This is a genomic window from Streptomyces aurantiogriseus (assembly GCF_014649375.1).
Classification (GTDB): Bacteria; Actinomycetota; Actinomycetes; order Streptomycetales; family Streptomycetaceae; genus Streptomyces; species Streptomyces aurantiogriseus.
Genome location: NZ_BMSX01000021.1, coordinates 153,285 through 167,053 on the forward strand (window position 1 = coordinate 153,285; position 13,769 = coordinate 167,053).

The following is a 13,769-nucleotide window of genomic DNA, read 5'->3' on the forward strand; positions in this document are numbered from 1 at the left end:
TCCCCGAGCGTGCGGCTCAGGTCCGCGCCGCGGCGAGCGCGGCACGCAGATGGCCGCCGGACTCCTCCAGAAGGCGGGCGGCCGTCGGACCGTCGACCCCGGCGAGCAGGACGAGGATCGCGTGTTTCACCTCGCCGTCGGTGGCGGCGAGGGCGGCTTCGATCTCGTCGTCCGCCGCTCCCGTGGCGAGAGAGACGATCCGCCGGGAGCGGGCGCGCAGCTTCTCGTTCGAGGCGCGGACATCGACCATCAGGTTCCCGTACGTCTTGCCCAGCCGGATCATCGTGATCGTCGACAGCATGTTGAGCACCAGCTTCTGCGCCGTGCCCGCCTTCAGCCGGGTCGACCCGGTGAGCAGCTCCGGCCCGACGACGACCTCGATGCCGTGCTCGGCGGCCGCCGCCAGCGCACTGCCCGGATTGCAGGCCAGCCCGACGGTCAGGGCGCCACGGGAGCGGGCGTACGCCACGGCGCCGAGCGCGTACGGCGTCCGCCCGGACGCGGAGACGCCGACCACGGTGTCCTCCGGGGCCAGCGCGAGCGCGGCCAGGTCCGCCTCCGCCAACTCCCGGGAGTCCTCGGCACCCTCCACCGAGGTGACCATGGCCTGCGGGCCGCCCGCGATGAGGCCGACGACCTGTCCGGGGGCCGTGTTGAAGGTGGGCGGGCACTCGGAGGCGTCCAGTACGCCCAGCCGGCCGGCGGTCCCGGCTCCGGCGTAGATCAGCCGCCCGCCGCGTGCCATCCGCTCGGCCACGGCGTCGATGGCGGCGGTGATCTCGGGCAGCCGGTGGGCGACCGCGGCGGGGACGGCGGCGTCCTCGCCGTTCATGAGGCGGGCGATGTCGAGGGTGGGGAGCCGGTCGATCTCGGCGAGGTCGGGGCGGAAGGCTTCGGTGGTGAGGGAGGCGAGCTGGGAGAGGAGGGGCTGGGGGCGGGGGGTGGAGGTCATGGGGGGCGACTCTTTCCGGTTACTTTCGAGCAGAAGCTCAGTGCAGCTACCCAAGGGGCGCGGGGCTGTATTGGATATGCGGCTCCGCCGCATGAGCCCGACAAGCCACGACGGCGCCGCGCACGCCACCGAACCGTCACCCCAACGGTCTACGGTCTACCGGTGCCGGTGAGCCAACGCCTCATAGCTCGCGGCCAGCGACGGCGCAGCCGTCTCGTACGTCCGCTGAGCCACCCCCATGAACAGACAGTCCACCACCAGCAACTGACTCGTCCGCGACGACATCGCCGCAGGCCGCAACTCGCTCTCCCGCGCCGTCGACGTGGTCAGCACATGATCCGCGTACTGCGTCACCGCGCCCCCCGGCCGCCCGGTGATCGCCACCGTCGTGGTCCCCCGCTCGAACGCCACCCGCAGCGGCTCGATGACGTCCCCGGTCGACCCGGAGTGGGTGATGGCGATGGCGACGTCACCCGCCCGCAGCTGCACGGCGTTGGTCACGGCGAGATGCGGATCGCTGTGGGCGTGGGCCATGAGCCCTATCCGCAGCAGTTTCTGGACGAGGTCCTGGGCGACGAGACCGGACGCGCCCACGCCGTAGACATCGGTCCTGCGGGCGCCGGCGACCGCGTCGACGGCCGCGCCGAGCTGGGCGGTGTCGAGGGCGGCAGCCGTGTCGGCGAGGGTCTGCTGCTCGTCGTGGGCGAGTTTGGCGACGACGTCGGCGAGGGGGTCGTCGACGGCGATGTCGGTGGTGATGGCGGGGGCACGGCCGGACTGCTGCTGGGCGGCCAGGCCGGCGAGGGCGAGGCGCAGGTCGCGGTAGCCGGGGTAGCCGAGCAGGCGGGCGGTGCGGACGACGGTGGCCTCGCTGGTGCCGGTGCGCTCGGCGAGGGCGGTGACCGTGAGGGCGGCGCAGCCCGCGGGGTCGCTCGCGACGGCTTCGGCGACGCGGTGCATGGAGCGGGTCATCGACGGGGCCAGCGTACGGACCTTGGCGGCGAGGGCCGAGGCTGTGGCGCCGCCGAAAATTTCCTTCACGTCCTCGGGCACTCTTGAAAGATATTTTCGGCTCGGTGTCTCGGTCAAGAGTGCGCACAATAGGGACATGGACCTCTCCGGCAACCCCATCAGCTCACTGGAACAGGCGTTGCACGCGGCGCGCGCCCTGGTGCTCGCCGACCTGGTTGCGGGTCAGGTCGCGGAGGCGGACGTGGTGTCGCTGGTCGAGGAATCCGTCGTGCAGCGGCGATGGTGGGTCGAGCAGTGGCCGGACGGCGCGGACTTCGTCGCCGGGCTGGTGGCGCAGGACGTACAGGACGCGCTGCTGGAGCGGTACGGGCGCTGGCCGCTGTGCCCGGTCTGCGGCTCCGGTGACCCGCACGCCCTCGACGTCGAGCCGGAACTCGGGCCCGATCCGCACTGGGTGTGCCACAAGGCGGGCGTGAAGGTCGCGGCGGTGGGGGCGCTGGGGTCGGCGACCGGCGGGATGCCGTCCTCGTGAGGCCCGCGTGACGATCTACATCGACCCGCCGGACTGGCCGGGCCACGGCCGTATGTGGTCCCACCTCGTCAGCGATGTCTCGTACGACGAACTGCACGACTTCGCGGAGAAGTTGGGCGTGCCCCGGCGCGCCTTCGAACGCGATCACTACGACGTTCCCTCGCATCGGTACGCCGATGTGGTGGCCGCCGGTGCGGTGGAGGTGAGCAGCCGGGAGGTGGTGCGGCTGCTGACGGCTTCGGGGCTGCGCAGGCCGAAGGGGCGGGTCCGCTGAGGGCTGAGATGCGGCGGGCCTCGGTGGGTGTGGTGTCGGTGAGCGTTGTGTCGGTGGGCGGTGTGGCGGTGAGCGTTGTGGCGGTGACTTCACGGCGCTGCTCCGAGCGGGGTCACCCCGTCAGCAGTTCCAGCTCTCCCCGCAGGTTGTAGCGCGCCGTCGCCTCCCAGGCCCTCGCCCCGTGCGGGGTGCGGAACAGGCGGGGCAGGTCCAGGAGTTGGCGGAGGACGGCCGCGCGGCCCTCGCGGAAGGCCTCGTTCGGGACGAAGTGGTACTCCTCGCGGACCGCGGCCGTGTAGGCGGCGTACGCGGACGGGGGCGCGGCCAGGATCGCGAGGTCGGCGTCGCACAGGACCTGGCCGTCGTGGTCGTCGTCGGCCGGGTCATGGGTGACGGTGAGGCGGACCAGGCGGGCGACCTCGGCGGTCTTCACGTCCGGGAGGCCGGCCTCGGTGAGCGCGCGTTCGGCCAGACGGGCCGAGCGTTCCTCGTTCTCCGAGCGGTCGGGCAGATAGACCGCGTCGTGGAACCACGCGGCCAGGCGGACCACGTCCGGGTCGTCGGCGTACTCCTCCAAGGTGTCGATGTGGTCCAGGACCGCGGTGAGGTGCGTGAGCGTGTGGTAGCGGCGCTGCGGTTCCTGCCAGCGGGTGAGGAGGTTGTCGGCGTAGGGGAGGGGGTCGGGAGCGGTGGCGGGGACGGGGGAGCGGGCGGCTTCGAGGGCCTGGGTGAAGCGGGTGCGCAGGGGGTCGAGGGAGGTACGGGTTTCGGGGGCGTCGGCCATGAGGGCATTTTCGCGCGGTTCGGCGGGCGGGTGGGGGCGAGCACCGTGGCGTACAGGCGTAGTCTGGATTGGACTAGACCTGTTGGGCGGGCCTGCTGCGGCGGACCCGCTGTAGCCGCCTACGGACGAATGGGGTCCCATGAGCAAGCGTGCAGTCCTGGAGGTGATCGCCCTCGATGTCGAGGACGCCGTCGCCGCCCGGGCCGGAGGCGCGGACCGCCTCGAGCTGGTCACCGACATCGCCGCCGACGGGCTCACCCCGCCCGTGGCGACCTTCGCCGGGATCCGAGCCGCCGTCGACATCGACCTGCGCGTGATGTTGCGGCTGGCGGACGGCTTCGCCGCCGGGGATCTCGAACGGCTGGTCCGAGTCGCTCGGGAACTGCGGGACGTCGGCGCCGAGGAGTTCGTGCTGGGCTTCCTCGACGCGGAGGGCGGGGTGGATCTGGCCGCCGTGGAGCGCGTGGCCGGGGAACTGGACGGCTGCCGCTGGACCTTCCACCGTGCCATCGACCACGCGGCCGACCGGGACGCCCTGCGCAAGCAGCTCGCCGACCTGCCCGGGCTCGACGCGTACCTCACGGCCGGTTCGGCCGCCGGTGTGGACGACGGCCTCCCCACCCTGCTGGCCGAGGCCGCGCGGGGCGGCGAGCCGGGGTACGCGCCACGGATCCTGGTGGGCGGAGGGCTACGGCTGGACCATGTGCCACCCCTGCGTGCCGCCGGGATCGACGCCTTCCACATCGGCGGGGCGGCTCGGCCGGGGGGCTGGGCGGGGCCGGTCTCGGCGGAGGCTGTGGGGGAGTGGCGGCGGGTGGTGGACGGGCACTGAAAAAACGGGGCTGGTTGCCGCCCTGACGGCCGGGCGGGGGCGGCGTCCGTGGCCGCGGGCGCGGAGGCGCGCAGGGCGTCGGGCGGAGTCCGACCGCTCGGCGGGCCCTGCCGGTCGACCGTCTCGCACCACATGAAGATCATGCGCGAGGCCGGGATCACCTCCACCCGGGCGGTGGGCCGCAACCGCTGTGTGCAACTGCGGCACGCCGACCCGGACGCGGGATTCCCCGGCCTGCTGGACGCCGTACTGATGTCCCTTGCGGACTAGGAGAGCTGCGGCGGCAGCGGGGCCGCGTGTGTCACGATCAGGCCCGACACCGCTCGGGTCAGCGCCACGTACAGGCGCCGCAGGCCGGTGCGTTCGTCCGGTTCGCCGTCGACCACCGCCTGGGGTTCGTCCAGGACCACGTAGTCGTACTCCAGGCCCTTGGCGAGGGAGGCCGGGACCAGGGTGAGGCGGGTTGTGCGGGTCGTTTCCTGGCCGGGGGCCAGGTGGGTGAGGCCGGCCGCCGACAGGGCCTCGGAGAGGGCCGGGATGCGGGCGTCCGCCGCGATCAGGCCGGTGGAGCCCTCGTTGCGGAGCAACTCCTCGCAGGCGGCTACCGCTTCGTCGTCCCCGGCGATCGGGCGGAGGGCGAAGAAGCCCGGGTTCTCGCGGACCGAGGCGACCGGGGTCAGGCCGGGGGCGATGTGCGGGAGCAGGCGGGAGGCGTAGGTGATGACGTCCGTCGGGACGCGGAAACCCGCCGTCAGTTCCTCGATCACCGCGTCGGGTTTGCCGAGGTGGGTGAGGGCCTCCTGCCAACTCCGGGTCGCCCAGGGGGTGGTGCCCTGCGCGAGGTCGCCGAGGACGGTCGCGCTGCCGGTGGAGCAGCGGCGGCCGACGGCCCGGTACTGCATGGGGGAGAGGTCCTGCGCCTCGTCCAGGACGACGTGACCGAGGGAGGGGGTGCGCTCCACGAGGTCGCTCGTCTCGTCGATCAGTACCGCGTCCGCTGCCGACCACTTCGCCGATTTCACCGATCGGACCGGCTTCGCCCACAGGATCGTCTTCTGCTCGTCCTCGGTCAGGACTCCCTCCGCGTGGGTGGCGAGGAAGTCCGGGTCCGTCAGCAGGCGCAGCACCAGCTTCGCCGGGTCCACCGGCGGCCACACCGCCTTCATCGCCGCCTTCACCGCGCTGTTGCGCGCCACCGCGTCCTGCACCCGGTCGTCCGGCGCCTCCCCGGCCCGCTCCATCTGCACCAGCACGGCGTGCGCGATGCGCTGCGGGAGGGCGTCGCGGGCGGCGCCGTAGCGGATGCCGCGGTCGAGCAACTCGCGGACGATGTCCTCCAGTTCGTACGCCGGGACGCGCCAGCGGCGTGAGCCGCGCACCACGACGACCGGATCGGTGGGCATCGTGACGTGGGAGTACACGGCCCGGCGCAGTACCTCCGCCATCCTGGCGTCGCCCTTGACGACGGCGGCCGCCGCGTCGTCCGCACCGCGCACCTCCACCTGCGCCACCAGGTCGTCGACCGTCGCCTGACGTACCGTCAACTCACCGAGCGCCGGAAGCACTTGCTCGATGTAGTGGAGGAAGGATCTGTTCGGGCCGATGACCAGGGTGCCGGTGCGGGCCAGCCGCTCGCGGTGGGCGTAGAGGAGGTAGGCGACCCGGTGCAGGCCGACGGCCGTCTTTCCGGTCCCCGGGCCTCCCTGCACACACACGCTGCCCGACAGGCCCGACCGTACGATCTCGTCCTGCTCGGGCTGGATGGTGGCCACGATGTCGCGCATCGGGCCGACACGCGGGCGCTCGATCTCCTGCTGGAGCAGCTTGCTGGTGGTCGCCGCCTCCGTCGGGTCCGAGAGGTGCTCGTCCTCGTACGCGGTGAGGTCGCCGCCCGTGTACCCGAAGCGGCGGCGCAGCGCGACGTCCATCGGGTCCTTCTTGGACGCCCGGTAGAAGGGCTGGGACACCGGTGCGCGCCAGTCGATCACCATCGGGTCGCCGTCGGCGTCGTGCACGTGCCGGCGGCCGATGTAGAAGCTTTCCCCTTCCGCGCCTTCCGCCTGTTCGGCGCCGGGGGCGTGCAGGTAGTCGAGCCGGCCGAAGAACAGGGGGGTGTCGCTGAGGTCGGCGAGCGCCTTGATGCGCTCGTCGATCTGACGGGCGAGGACCTCGGCGTTGACCCAGTTCGCGGTGACGTCGCTGATGTCGAGGGCCTCGACGTCCTCGCGCATGGCGCGCAGTGCGGAGCGGGAGGCGCTCAGGTGGGAGCGCTCGCGGCCGAGGGGGTCGCCGGGGGAGTCGTGGGCGGGCGTGGACAAGGGGGTGCCTCCGGAGGGACCTACGGGAAGGGCGCTGCGGGATGCCGTCCGGTTTCCGTCCGGACGGCGGCACTCCGAGAGGGAGGCGGGCAAGAGCGGAGATTCTAGGGGAGCGGGGGAGCGGGGGGCCAATGGTTTTCAGCGCGTGCCACGCGTGCCTTCGCGCGTCTGCGCGTGCCTACGTGTGCCTATGTGTGTCCGCGGGTGCCGACGTGTGTGCGCGCGTGCCTACGCGTGTCCGCGCCTGCCCACGTGTGTCTGCGCGAGGCGTCCGGGCGTCTCGTTCCCTGCCTCATCCCCTAGGGGGCCGCGCCCTCCTCCCCGGGGGGAACGGCTCAACCCCGAGTACTACGCGGCGACGACGAAGGTTCGCCCGCCAGACCGATGCCTCCTCATGGCCGGAAAGCCACCATGGACACATGAGCGCAGCAACCATCACCTCAGCTCCCGGCCGTCCGCCCGGCGCCCCCGCCGTGCTCGGCAGCCACCGCCACCGCCTCGGCGAGGCCCTGCGCGCCGTCAAGGTGTTCGCGGGCGCCGCCTTCGACGTGATCCTCCTCGGTGAGTACGGCGAGGAAGCCGGCGTCCGCCGAAGGTGACACCCGTCCCCGTCGCGGTTCAGCTCTCCGCCAGCAACTCGTCCGCGTCCATGATCCGGTACGCATAGCCCTGCTCCGCCAGGAACCGCTGCCGATGCGCCGCGAAGTCCTGGTCGATCGTGTCCCGGGCCACCACCGAGTAGAAGTGGGCCTGGTGGCCGTCGGCCTTGGGCCGCAGCACCCGTCCCAGGCGCTGTGCCTCCTCCTGGCGTGAACCGAAGGTTCCCGAGACCTGGATGGCGACCGTGGCCTCCGGCAGGTCGATCGAGAAGTTGGCGACCTTCGAGACCACCAGGACGCTGATCTCGCCCTCCCGGAAGGCGTCGAAGAGCTTCTCGCGCTGGGTGTTGGAGGTCTCGCCCTTGATGACGGGCGCGTTCAGGTGCTCGCCCAGCTCGTCGAGCTGGTCGATGTACTGGCCGATGACCAGGATCTGCTGGCCGGCGAAACGGCGGACGATCGCCTCCGTCACCTTCCGCTTCGTGTCCGTCGTCGCACAGTAGCGGTACTTCTCCTCCGCCTCGGCGGTCGCGTACGCCAGCCGCTCGGAGTCGGTGAGGTTGACCCGGACCTCGACACAGTCCGCGGGCGCGATGTAGCCCTGCGCCTCGATCTCCTTCCACGGCGCGTCGAAGCGCTTCGGGCCGATCAGCGAGAACACGTCCGACTCGCGGCCGTCCTCGCGGACGAGCGTCGCGGTGAGACCCAGCCGGCGGCGCGCCTGCAGATCCGCCGTGAACTTGAAGACCGGCGCCGGCAGCAGGTGCACCTCGTCGTAGACGATCAGCCCCCAGTCCCGGGAGTCGAACAGCTCCAGGTGCGGGTAGACACCCTTCCGCTTCGTCGTCAGCACCTGGTAGGTGGCGATGGTGACGGGCCGGATCTCCTTCCGCGTCCCGCTGTACTCACCGATCTCGTCCTCGGTCAGCGAGGTCCGCCTCACCAGCTCGTGCTTCCACTGCCGCGCCGAGACGGTGTTCGTGACGAGAATGAGGGTCGTGGACTTCGCCTGGGCCATGGAACCGGCGCCCACCAGCGTCTTCCCGGCACCGCAGGGGAGCACCACGACCCCGCTCCCGCCGTGCCAGAAGTTCTCCACCGCCTGCTTCTGGTACGGCCGCAGCGCCCATCCGTCCTCGGCCAGCTCGATCGGATGCGCCTCGCCGTCGACGTACCCGGCGAGGTCCTCGGCCGGCCAACCCAGCTTCAGCAGCGTCTGCTTGATCTGCCCGCGCTCGGAGGGGTGCACCACGACGGTGTCCGGGTCGATGCGGGCGCCGACGAGCGGGGCGATCCGCTTGGAGCGCAGGATCTCTTCGAGGACCGGCCGGTCGGTGGTGGTCAGGACCAGGCCGTGCGCCGGGTGCTTGCTCAGGGTCAGGCGGCCGTAGCGGTCCATCGTCTCGGCGATGTCGACGAGCAGCGCGTGCGGCACCGGGTAGCGGCTGTGCTCCACCAGCGCGTCGACGACCTGCTCGGCATCGTGCCCCGCCGCCCGCGCGTTCCACAGGCCCAGCGGGGTCACCCGGTAGGTGTGGATGTGCTCCGGGGCTCGTTCCAGTTCCGCGAAGGGCGCGATGGCCCGACGGCAGTCGTCGGCCCGCTCGTGGTCGACCTCCAGGAGGAGGGTCTTGTCCGACTGGACGATCAGCGGTCCGTTCACGTACGCACATCCCTTCCGCACGGCCAAACGTCCAGTGTGCCGTACGACGCCCGGAAACGGTGGTCCGCGCCTTTTCGGGCTCCCCACGCAACCGTGCGGACGTGTGGGGTGTCTGACCGGGGGAGCAGCGCGGTGGGCGCGTCGCGGGGAGGAGCTCACGTATGTCGGTCCTGTCGGTCCGCAGAGGGGCAACCGGGGTGGGAGCCGTGGTGGTGCTGGTGGCCACCGGCAGCTGGGCGATGGGGGCCACGAACGCGGCGGACGTCGACCCGCGGCTGTGGGGCGAGGTGCGGCCGGTGATCGAGGACCGGTTGGCTGCGGACTCACGGGGAAGCGGGTACGGCGAGACCGAGCTCGACCTCGGGGCGCGCTGGTTCTGCCGCGCGGAGGCGCTCGAACTCCAGGAGCGCGGGGAGGCCGTACGGGCGGGCGTCAACACGCTGTGCATGGAGTACGGGGTGCGCGACGACTCCCTGGTGGAGTGCAGCGGCGCGAGGTACCCGCAGGTGGTGCGGCTGGAGCGGGACGAGGCGGCGGCCGGCGGCTACCGGGTCGTCTCGCGGGAGGAGCCGCCGGACGGCGCGGGCTACACGCAGTGGATCGAGGCGAACTTCAGTGTCTTCGGCGAGTTCGCCGCCGAGGACCCGATGTCGTCCGACGCCTTGGAGTCCGCGGCCCGCGTCCATTTCGGCCTGCCCGAGGACGCCCCGGTGCAGGAGTGCTGACCACTTTCAGGTCATCACCCTCAGGTCGTCACCCCCACGCCATCACCCCTCAGACGAGCACTGTCAGTCGTCCGCCAGCTCCGCCACACCCGTGATCCGGTGCAGCGGATACGTCCGCACCTCGTCCGCCGTGTGGTCGTACGCCGTCACGAAGCCGCCCTCCACCCGCACCGGGGCGATGACGCGCTGGCTGGCGGTGCCCTCGGCGTTGACGTAGCCGATCCACAGGGCCTCGCCGGTGAGGACGGCGGCCTGCATCGTGGCGAGGGTCTCGGCGGAGCTGGTGCGGGGGAGTTCCCCCGGGGCGAGCTGGGTGGCGTCCGTGGGCTTGCGGGGGGTGGTGGAGGCGAGGTCGCCGGCGCGGATCGCGCGGATGGCGGCCGCGAGGAGGGTGGCGTCGGGGACCGGCGGGCCCTCGGGGACCGGTTCGGGGGCCGTACGGGGCGGGGTGCGGTGGGCGTGGGCGCGGGAGATCAGGACGTCGCCCTCGGCGGACTCGGCGGCCGGCGCGAAGCCCATCGCGCGCAGGCCGTCGAGCAGGGTCGCCGGGTCGGCCTGCGCGGCCACCACGGTGGGGGCGAGGCGGCGCAGGCGCAGGGCGGCGGCGCGCTTGTCGGCGAGGATCTCGTTCAGGAGAGTCTCGTCGTCGCAGCGGACGTACGCGGAGGCCGCGCCCACCCGCAGATGGCCGTGCCTGCGGGCCACGTCGTCGATCAGGTACGCCAGTGGCTGCGGCACCGGCGTACGGGAGTGCGCGGCGAGGAAGGCGTGCAGGTCGGAGGCGGAGCGGCCGGCGTCCAGGGCGCGGCGGACTGAGGCCGGGGTGAAGCGGTAGACGGTGGCGCCGCCCTTCGACTCGACGTCGGCGAGGACGCCCAGCATGTCGGCGAGCGGGCGGTGCAGCGGGCCGGGGGCCACGGCCGTCAGGTCCGCCTGGAGAAGGACGTGGTCCAGGGGCTCGGGGAGGAGGGGGGTGAGGAGGCGGGCGGCGGCCGCGGTGGCCACGGCCTGTTCGGGCGGGGAGAGGTGCTCAGGGGGAGCGGACGGGCGGTGGTGGACGGGAAGTTTGTCGCCCGGCCCCTTCGGCTCCTCGGCCGTCCTGCGTGCGACCGCGACTCCGAGCAGCGCCCGCCCGTGCGCCGAGAGGGCGCCGCGGCCGGTCACGCCCAGCAGCTCGGCCTCCGTGAGCGTCCAGCGGGCGAGACGGGTGCGGAGGTCGTCCTCGCTCTGGGCGCCTCGGAGCGGCCGTTCCCAGCGCAGGCGGGCGAGCACCGCCTCGGCGTCCGGCGCGCCGCCCTCCGGGAGCGCCGCCAGCAACGTCAGCACCCGGTGGCGCACCTCCGGCGCGGCCGAACGGTCCAGCCCCGGCCCCAGCGTCGACAGCGTCCGCTCCTTCGCGTCCCGCCCGCCGACCAGTCCCGACGTCCGCGTCGCCACAAGCCACGCCTCCGCGAGCCGCGCCCACCGCTCGGCGGCGGGCCGCTCCCGCCACTCGTCGTACGCCGGGGTCGCCGCGTACCGCTCGTCGGCCTCCCCGTCGGAGGCCAGCAGCCCCGCGGCGTACGCCAGCTCCACCCAGAACGCGGCGACCGGCTCGGACACGTCCAGCGCGACGGCCGTCCGCTTGAGATCACGGACGCTGAGCCCCCCGGCCCGCAGTACCGCCGGCCCGCCCTCGTCCCACTCTTTCAGCAGCTCCTCGACCGTCGCCAGCGCCGTGTACGCCTGCCCGGCCGCCGTCCCGTCCACAACCTGTGGACGGTGTACGACGGCCGGCTCCACGGCGGGCGGGACGGGCTCGGGCGTACGGTGCGCCCGGCCGGCCCGCAGGTGGAGGGCGACCTCGCGGGGAAGGACGACGGTGCCGGGCGCGGTCGGCAGCAGCAGCCCGCGGTCGAGCAGCCAGCGCAGCCGGGGCGCCGGGTCCGGGGTGACCTGGCCGTACGGCGGCCCCCAGACGAGCCGGTCGAGGACGTCGAGGGAGTCGGCGGGGGCCTGGCCGAGCAGCCTCTTCATCTTCTTCCGGTCGGTGAAGAGTGCGGTGAGCGCGGCGACCGCCGAGACCGAGTCGTGGGTCGACGGCAGCCCGGCCGCCGACACGATCTCCTGGATCCGGCCCGGTGACATCCCCGCGGTGGCCTCCTGCACGGAGGGGCCGAGCCCCGTCGGGGACGGGTGCTGCGGAGACGGCGCCAGCAGCTCACGGGCGGTGCGGACGAGGCGGAGCCGGTCGTCGGCACCCCAGACGAGGGCCTGCTCGCGGAGGGCGGCCACGGCGGCGGGCAGCGCGGCGACCACGGCCTCGTCGGCCGCGTCCCCCGCCATCAGCCCCAGCAACTCGTCGTACGACGCCGGGTCCCCGGCCACGGCCAGCGCCTCCGCCGTCTGCAACGCGAACCGGTCCAGCCGCTCCAGGGCTCGTACGACGGAGGCACGGGTGCCGGCGCGGGTGGCCAGCTGCGTGAGGTCGGTGGGGACCGGGGTGATGAGGTCCGGGCGACGGCGCAGGAGAGCGGCCAGGGAGGCGTCGTCCCTGGCGCGGAGCGCTTCCGCGAGGGAACGGGGTGCCGGGAGGTCCTCGGTGCTCATCTGACCCACGGTAGCGGGTTGCCTCCGGCGGTCGAGGGGACGCGGTGCGGGTGAGCGGGGGTCACCTCTCGCGGGCCTGAGCGGAGTGGTCGGCCTTGCCCGGTGCCGTCCCCGGGGGCTGCCACTCCCGGAACCGAGCTTCGGCCCTGAAGGGGCCTCGTCCTCGAACGAGGGGCCTCGTCCTCGAACGCCGGACGGGCTGGTTCCGCGGGCCTGCGTGGTGTGGCTGGGTGTGGTTGGCCGGGCTGGTTGTCGCCGGCTCTCGTCCGCAGGGCGCCGGACGGGCCGGAAGCCCCTGCGCCCGTTCACCTCGCACGGGACGAGCCGGATTCGCCCACTCCCGTTCCGAAGGCACCCGACGGGCTGGATTGTCGGGGCCTGCGCGATAGCGTCTCCCCGTGGGGATCGAGAGCGACCAGGTCGTCTACGAGTATCTGAGCCGCGTCGGAGACGTGGCCCAGCAGCGGCAGTTGTCGTCGGCCACGCGCATGCGGCTCGTCTCGGAGTTGCGCAACGAGATCGACCGGCGCCGGGCCAAGGCGCCCTTGGACAGTCCCGCCGCCGTCCGCCGTATCATCGCCCGCCTCGGCAGCCCGGACGAGGTCGTCGCGGCCGCGGCCGGTGACGGTCCCGGTGTGCCGGAGGCGCGGGAGCCCTCCGTTCCCGCACAGCGGGACCGTCGAGGTGAGGAGGAGCGGCCGAAGGGGATCCGGCGGATCGTGCCGCGCCCCCGTCCGCGCTCCGACGTACCCCCGACCGCCCCCTCGGACGTACCGTCCCCGCCGCACCGGGCCGGCGCACACGAACTCGGCGACACCACGGAGACCCCCGACTGGTGGCGGCGCGAGCCCGACCCCCTCTTGCTCGGCGACGAGGTGCCGGGATTCGTGGGCGGCGTGGAGATCCCGGACATGCTCAAGCCTCCGCCGTCCAAGGAGAAGGAGGTGGTGGAGGCGGAGCGGGCGGAGAGCGCGGCGGACGAAGGGGTCGCGGACGAGGCTCCCGCCCGTCGTCGCCGCCGGCTCCCCTCCCTCCGCCCCGGTCGCTGGAGCAACCCCCTCCTCCTGATCGCCGCCGGCTGCCTCGTCGTCGGGGCGGTGATCGGGAAGTGGCCCGTGTTGCTCGTGGGCTGGCTCATCGCCTACGCCTCACGCCGGCTGACCGAGCGGGAGACGCAGTGGGCGGTCATGGTGCTGCCCGGGTTGTCGGTCGCGGCCGGTGTCGTCTGGCTGTGGGGCCGGACCGAGGGGCGCTGGGGCGCTCCCATCGCCGAGGGACAGATGAACGACGCGGTCGGTGAGACCCTGCCGTGGGTGGTGCGGGGCGCGGCCGTGGCGTCGGCGTTGTTCCTGGTGTGGCGGTCACAGCGGGAGAGGTAGACGGGCAGGGCTTGCGGCGAGGGTCACTTCTCGTCCGACCGAGTCGGGATGGGGGGTCTCCCCTGCGCGAGCGCAGCCGAGCGTGGGGTAGGTGGGCACACGCCGGGGTCCAGGAGGCGGAGCACCCGGGCGGGGTTGAAGGGGCGGAGT

The 13,769-nt window shown here is 73.1% G+C and carries 13 protein-coding genes; 7 read left to right on the forward strand and 6 right to left on the reverse strand.

Annotated features, from left to right (window positions below):
• Window positions 1–16: 16 nt before the first annotated feature.
• Both murQ and IE263_RS35920 read right to left on the reverse strand, forming a co-directional pair.
• Window positions 17–952, reverse strand: coding sequence for an N-acetylmuramic acid 6-phosphate etherase (murQ, locus tag IE263_RS35915; RefSeq protein ID WP_189942239.1), 936 nt, complete (start codon window positions 950–952; stop codon window positions 17–19).
• A 156-nt stretch (window positions 953–1,108) separates the two neighbouring features.
• On the reverse strand, window positions 1,109–2,005 hold the full coding sequence (locus IE263_RS35920; RefSeq protein WP_189942240.1) for a MurR/RpiR family transcriptional regulator: 897 nt from the start codon (window positions 2,003–2,005) through the stop codon (window positions 1,109–1,111).
• Between the two features lie 55 nt (window positions 2,006–2,060).
• Between IE263_RS35920 and IE263_RS35925 the strand changes: the two genes are divergently transcribed.
• Window positions 2,061–2,456 (forward strand): DUF8819 family protein, encoded by a 396-nt coding sequence (locus tag IE263_RS35925; protein ID WP_189942241.1) that lies wholly within the window; start codon window positions 2,061–2,063, stop codon window positions 2,454–2,456.
• 7 nt (window positions 2,457–2,463) lie between these two features.
• A complete protein-coding gene (locus IE263_RS35930; protein ID WP_189942242.1) occupies window positions 2,464–2,730 on the forward strand; it encodes a DUF4031 domain-containing protein in 267 nt (88 codons plus the stop codon).
• Between the two features lie 112 nt (window positions 2,731–2,842).
• On the opposite strand, the gene IE263_RS35935 is transcribed toward IE263_RS35930, so the two are convergent.
• Window positions 2,843–3,514 carry an HD domain-containing protein gene (locus IE263_RS35935; protein WP_189942243.1) on the reverse strand — a complete coding sequence of 224 codons (672 nt, stop codon included), beginning with the start codon at window positions 3,512–3,514 and terminating at the stop codon, window positions 2,843–2,845.
• A gap of 139 nt (window positions 3,515–3,653) precedes the next feature.
• Here IE263_RS35935 and IE263_RS35940 point away from each other — a divergent pair, with 139 nt between their 5' ends.
• Window positions 3,654–4,346, forward strand: a complete 693-nt coding sequence (locus IE263_RS35940; RefSeq protein WP_189942244.1) for a copper homeostasis protein CutC — start codon at window positions 3,654–3,656, stop codon at window positions 4,344–4,346.
• 132 nt (window positions 4,347–4,478) lie between these two features.
• Window positions 4,479–4,616, forward strand: a complete 138-nt coding sequence (locus IE263_RS35945; RefSeq protein ID WP_189942245.1) for an ArsR family transcriptional regulator — start codon at window positions 4,479–4,481, stop codon at window positions 4,614–4,616.
• Here IE263_RS35945 and IE263_RS35950 read toward each other — a convergent pair.
• Window positions 4,613–6,664 (reverse strand): HelD family protein, encoded by a 2,052-nt coding sequence (locus tag IE263_RS35950; RefSeq protein WP_189942246.1) that lies wholly within the window; start codon window positions 6,662–6,664, stop codon window positions 4,613–4,615. The genes IE263_RS35945 and IE263_RS35950 overlap by 4 nt on opposite strands.
• Before the next feature lie 419 nt (window positions 6,665–7,083).
• On the opposite strand from IE263_RS35950, the gene IE263_RS35955 reads away from it, so the two are divergent.
• Window positions 7,084–7,263 carry a hypothetical protein gene (locus IE263_RS35955; protein ID WP_189942247.1) on the forward strand — a complete coding sequence of 60 codons (180 nt, stop codon included), beginning with the start codon at window positions 7,084–7,086 and terminating at the stop codon, window positions 7,261–7,263.
• A gap of 19 nt (window positions 7,264–7,282) precedes the next feature.
• Here the strand turns inward: IE263_RS35955 and IE263_RS35960 are convergent, their stop codons facing one another.
• Window positions 7,283–8,926 carry a DNA repair helicase XPB gene (locus IE263_RS35960; protein ID WP_189942248.1) on the reverse strand — a complete coding sequence of 548 codons (1,644 nt, stop codon included), beginning with the start codon at window positions 8,924–8,926 and terminating at the stop codon, window positions 7,283–7,285.
• A 161-nt stretch (window positions 8,927–9,087) separates the two neighbouring features.
• Between IE263_RS35960 and IE263_RS35965 the strand changes: the two genes are divergently transcribed.
• The gene (locus tag IE263_RS35965; protein ID WP_189942249.1) at window positions 9,088–9,651 is read left to right on the forward strand and encodes a hypothetical protein; all 564 of its coding nucleotides are present in this window, start codon (window positions 9,088–9,090) and stop codon (window positions 9,649–9,651) included.
• 63 nt (window positions 9,652–9,714) lie between these two features.
• On the opposite strand, the gene IE263_RS35970 is transcribed toward IE263_RS35965, so the two are convergent.
• Entirely contained in the window at window positions 9,715–12,240 is a 2,526-nt protein-coding gene (locus IE263_RS35970; RefSeq protein WP_189942250.1) for a helicase-associated domain-containing protein, read from the reverse strand.
• A 398-nt stretch (window positions 12,241–12,638) separates the two neighbouring features.
• Between IE263_RS35970 and IE263_RS35975 the strand changes: the two genes are divergently transcribed.
• On the forward strand, window positions 12,639–13,619 hold the full coding sequence (locus IE263_RS35975) for a hypothetical protein (protein WP_189942251.1): 981 nt from the start codon (window positions 12,639–12,641) through the stop codon (window positions 13,617–13,619).
• Window positions 13,620–13,769 lie beyond the last annotated feature (150 nt).

What these genes read in the sequence shown, in the direction of transcription:
- murQ (WP_189942239.1), bottom strand. Translation starts at nt 952, where the DNA reads ATGACCTCCACCCCCCGCCCCCAGCCCCTCCTCTCCCAGCTCGCCTCC.
- IE263_RS35925 (WP_189942241.1), top strand. Translation starts at nt 2,061, where the DNA reads ATGGACCTCTCCGGCAACCCCATCAGCTCACTGGAACAGGCGTTGCAC.
- IE263_RS35935 (WP_189942243.1), bottom strand. Translation starts at nt 3,514, where the DNA reads ATGGCCGACGCCCCCGAAACCCGTACCTCCCTCGACCCCCTGCGCACC.
- IE263_RS35940 (WP_189942244.1), top strand. Translation starts at nt 3,654, where the DNA reads ATGAGCAAGCGTGCAGTCCTGGAGGTGATCGCCCTCGATGTCGAGGAC.
- IE263_RS35945 (WP_189942245.1), top strand. Translation starts at nt 4,479, where the DNA reads ATGAAGATCATGCGCGAGGCCGGGATCACCTCCACCCGGGCGGTGGGC.
- IE263_RS35955 (WP_189942247.1), top strand. Translation starts at nt 7,084, where the DNA reads ATGAGCGCAGCAACCATCACCTCAGCTCCCGGCCGTCCGCCCGGCGCC.
- IE263_RS35965 (WP_189942249.1), top strand. Translation starts at nt 9,088, where the DNA reads ATGTCGGTCCTGTCGGTCCGCAGAGGGGCAACCGGGGTGGGAGCCGTG.
- IE263_RS35970 (WP_189942250.1), bottom strand. Translation starts at nt 12,240, where the DNA reads ATGAGCACCGAGGACCTCCCGGCACCCCGTTCCCTCGCGGAAGCGCTC.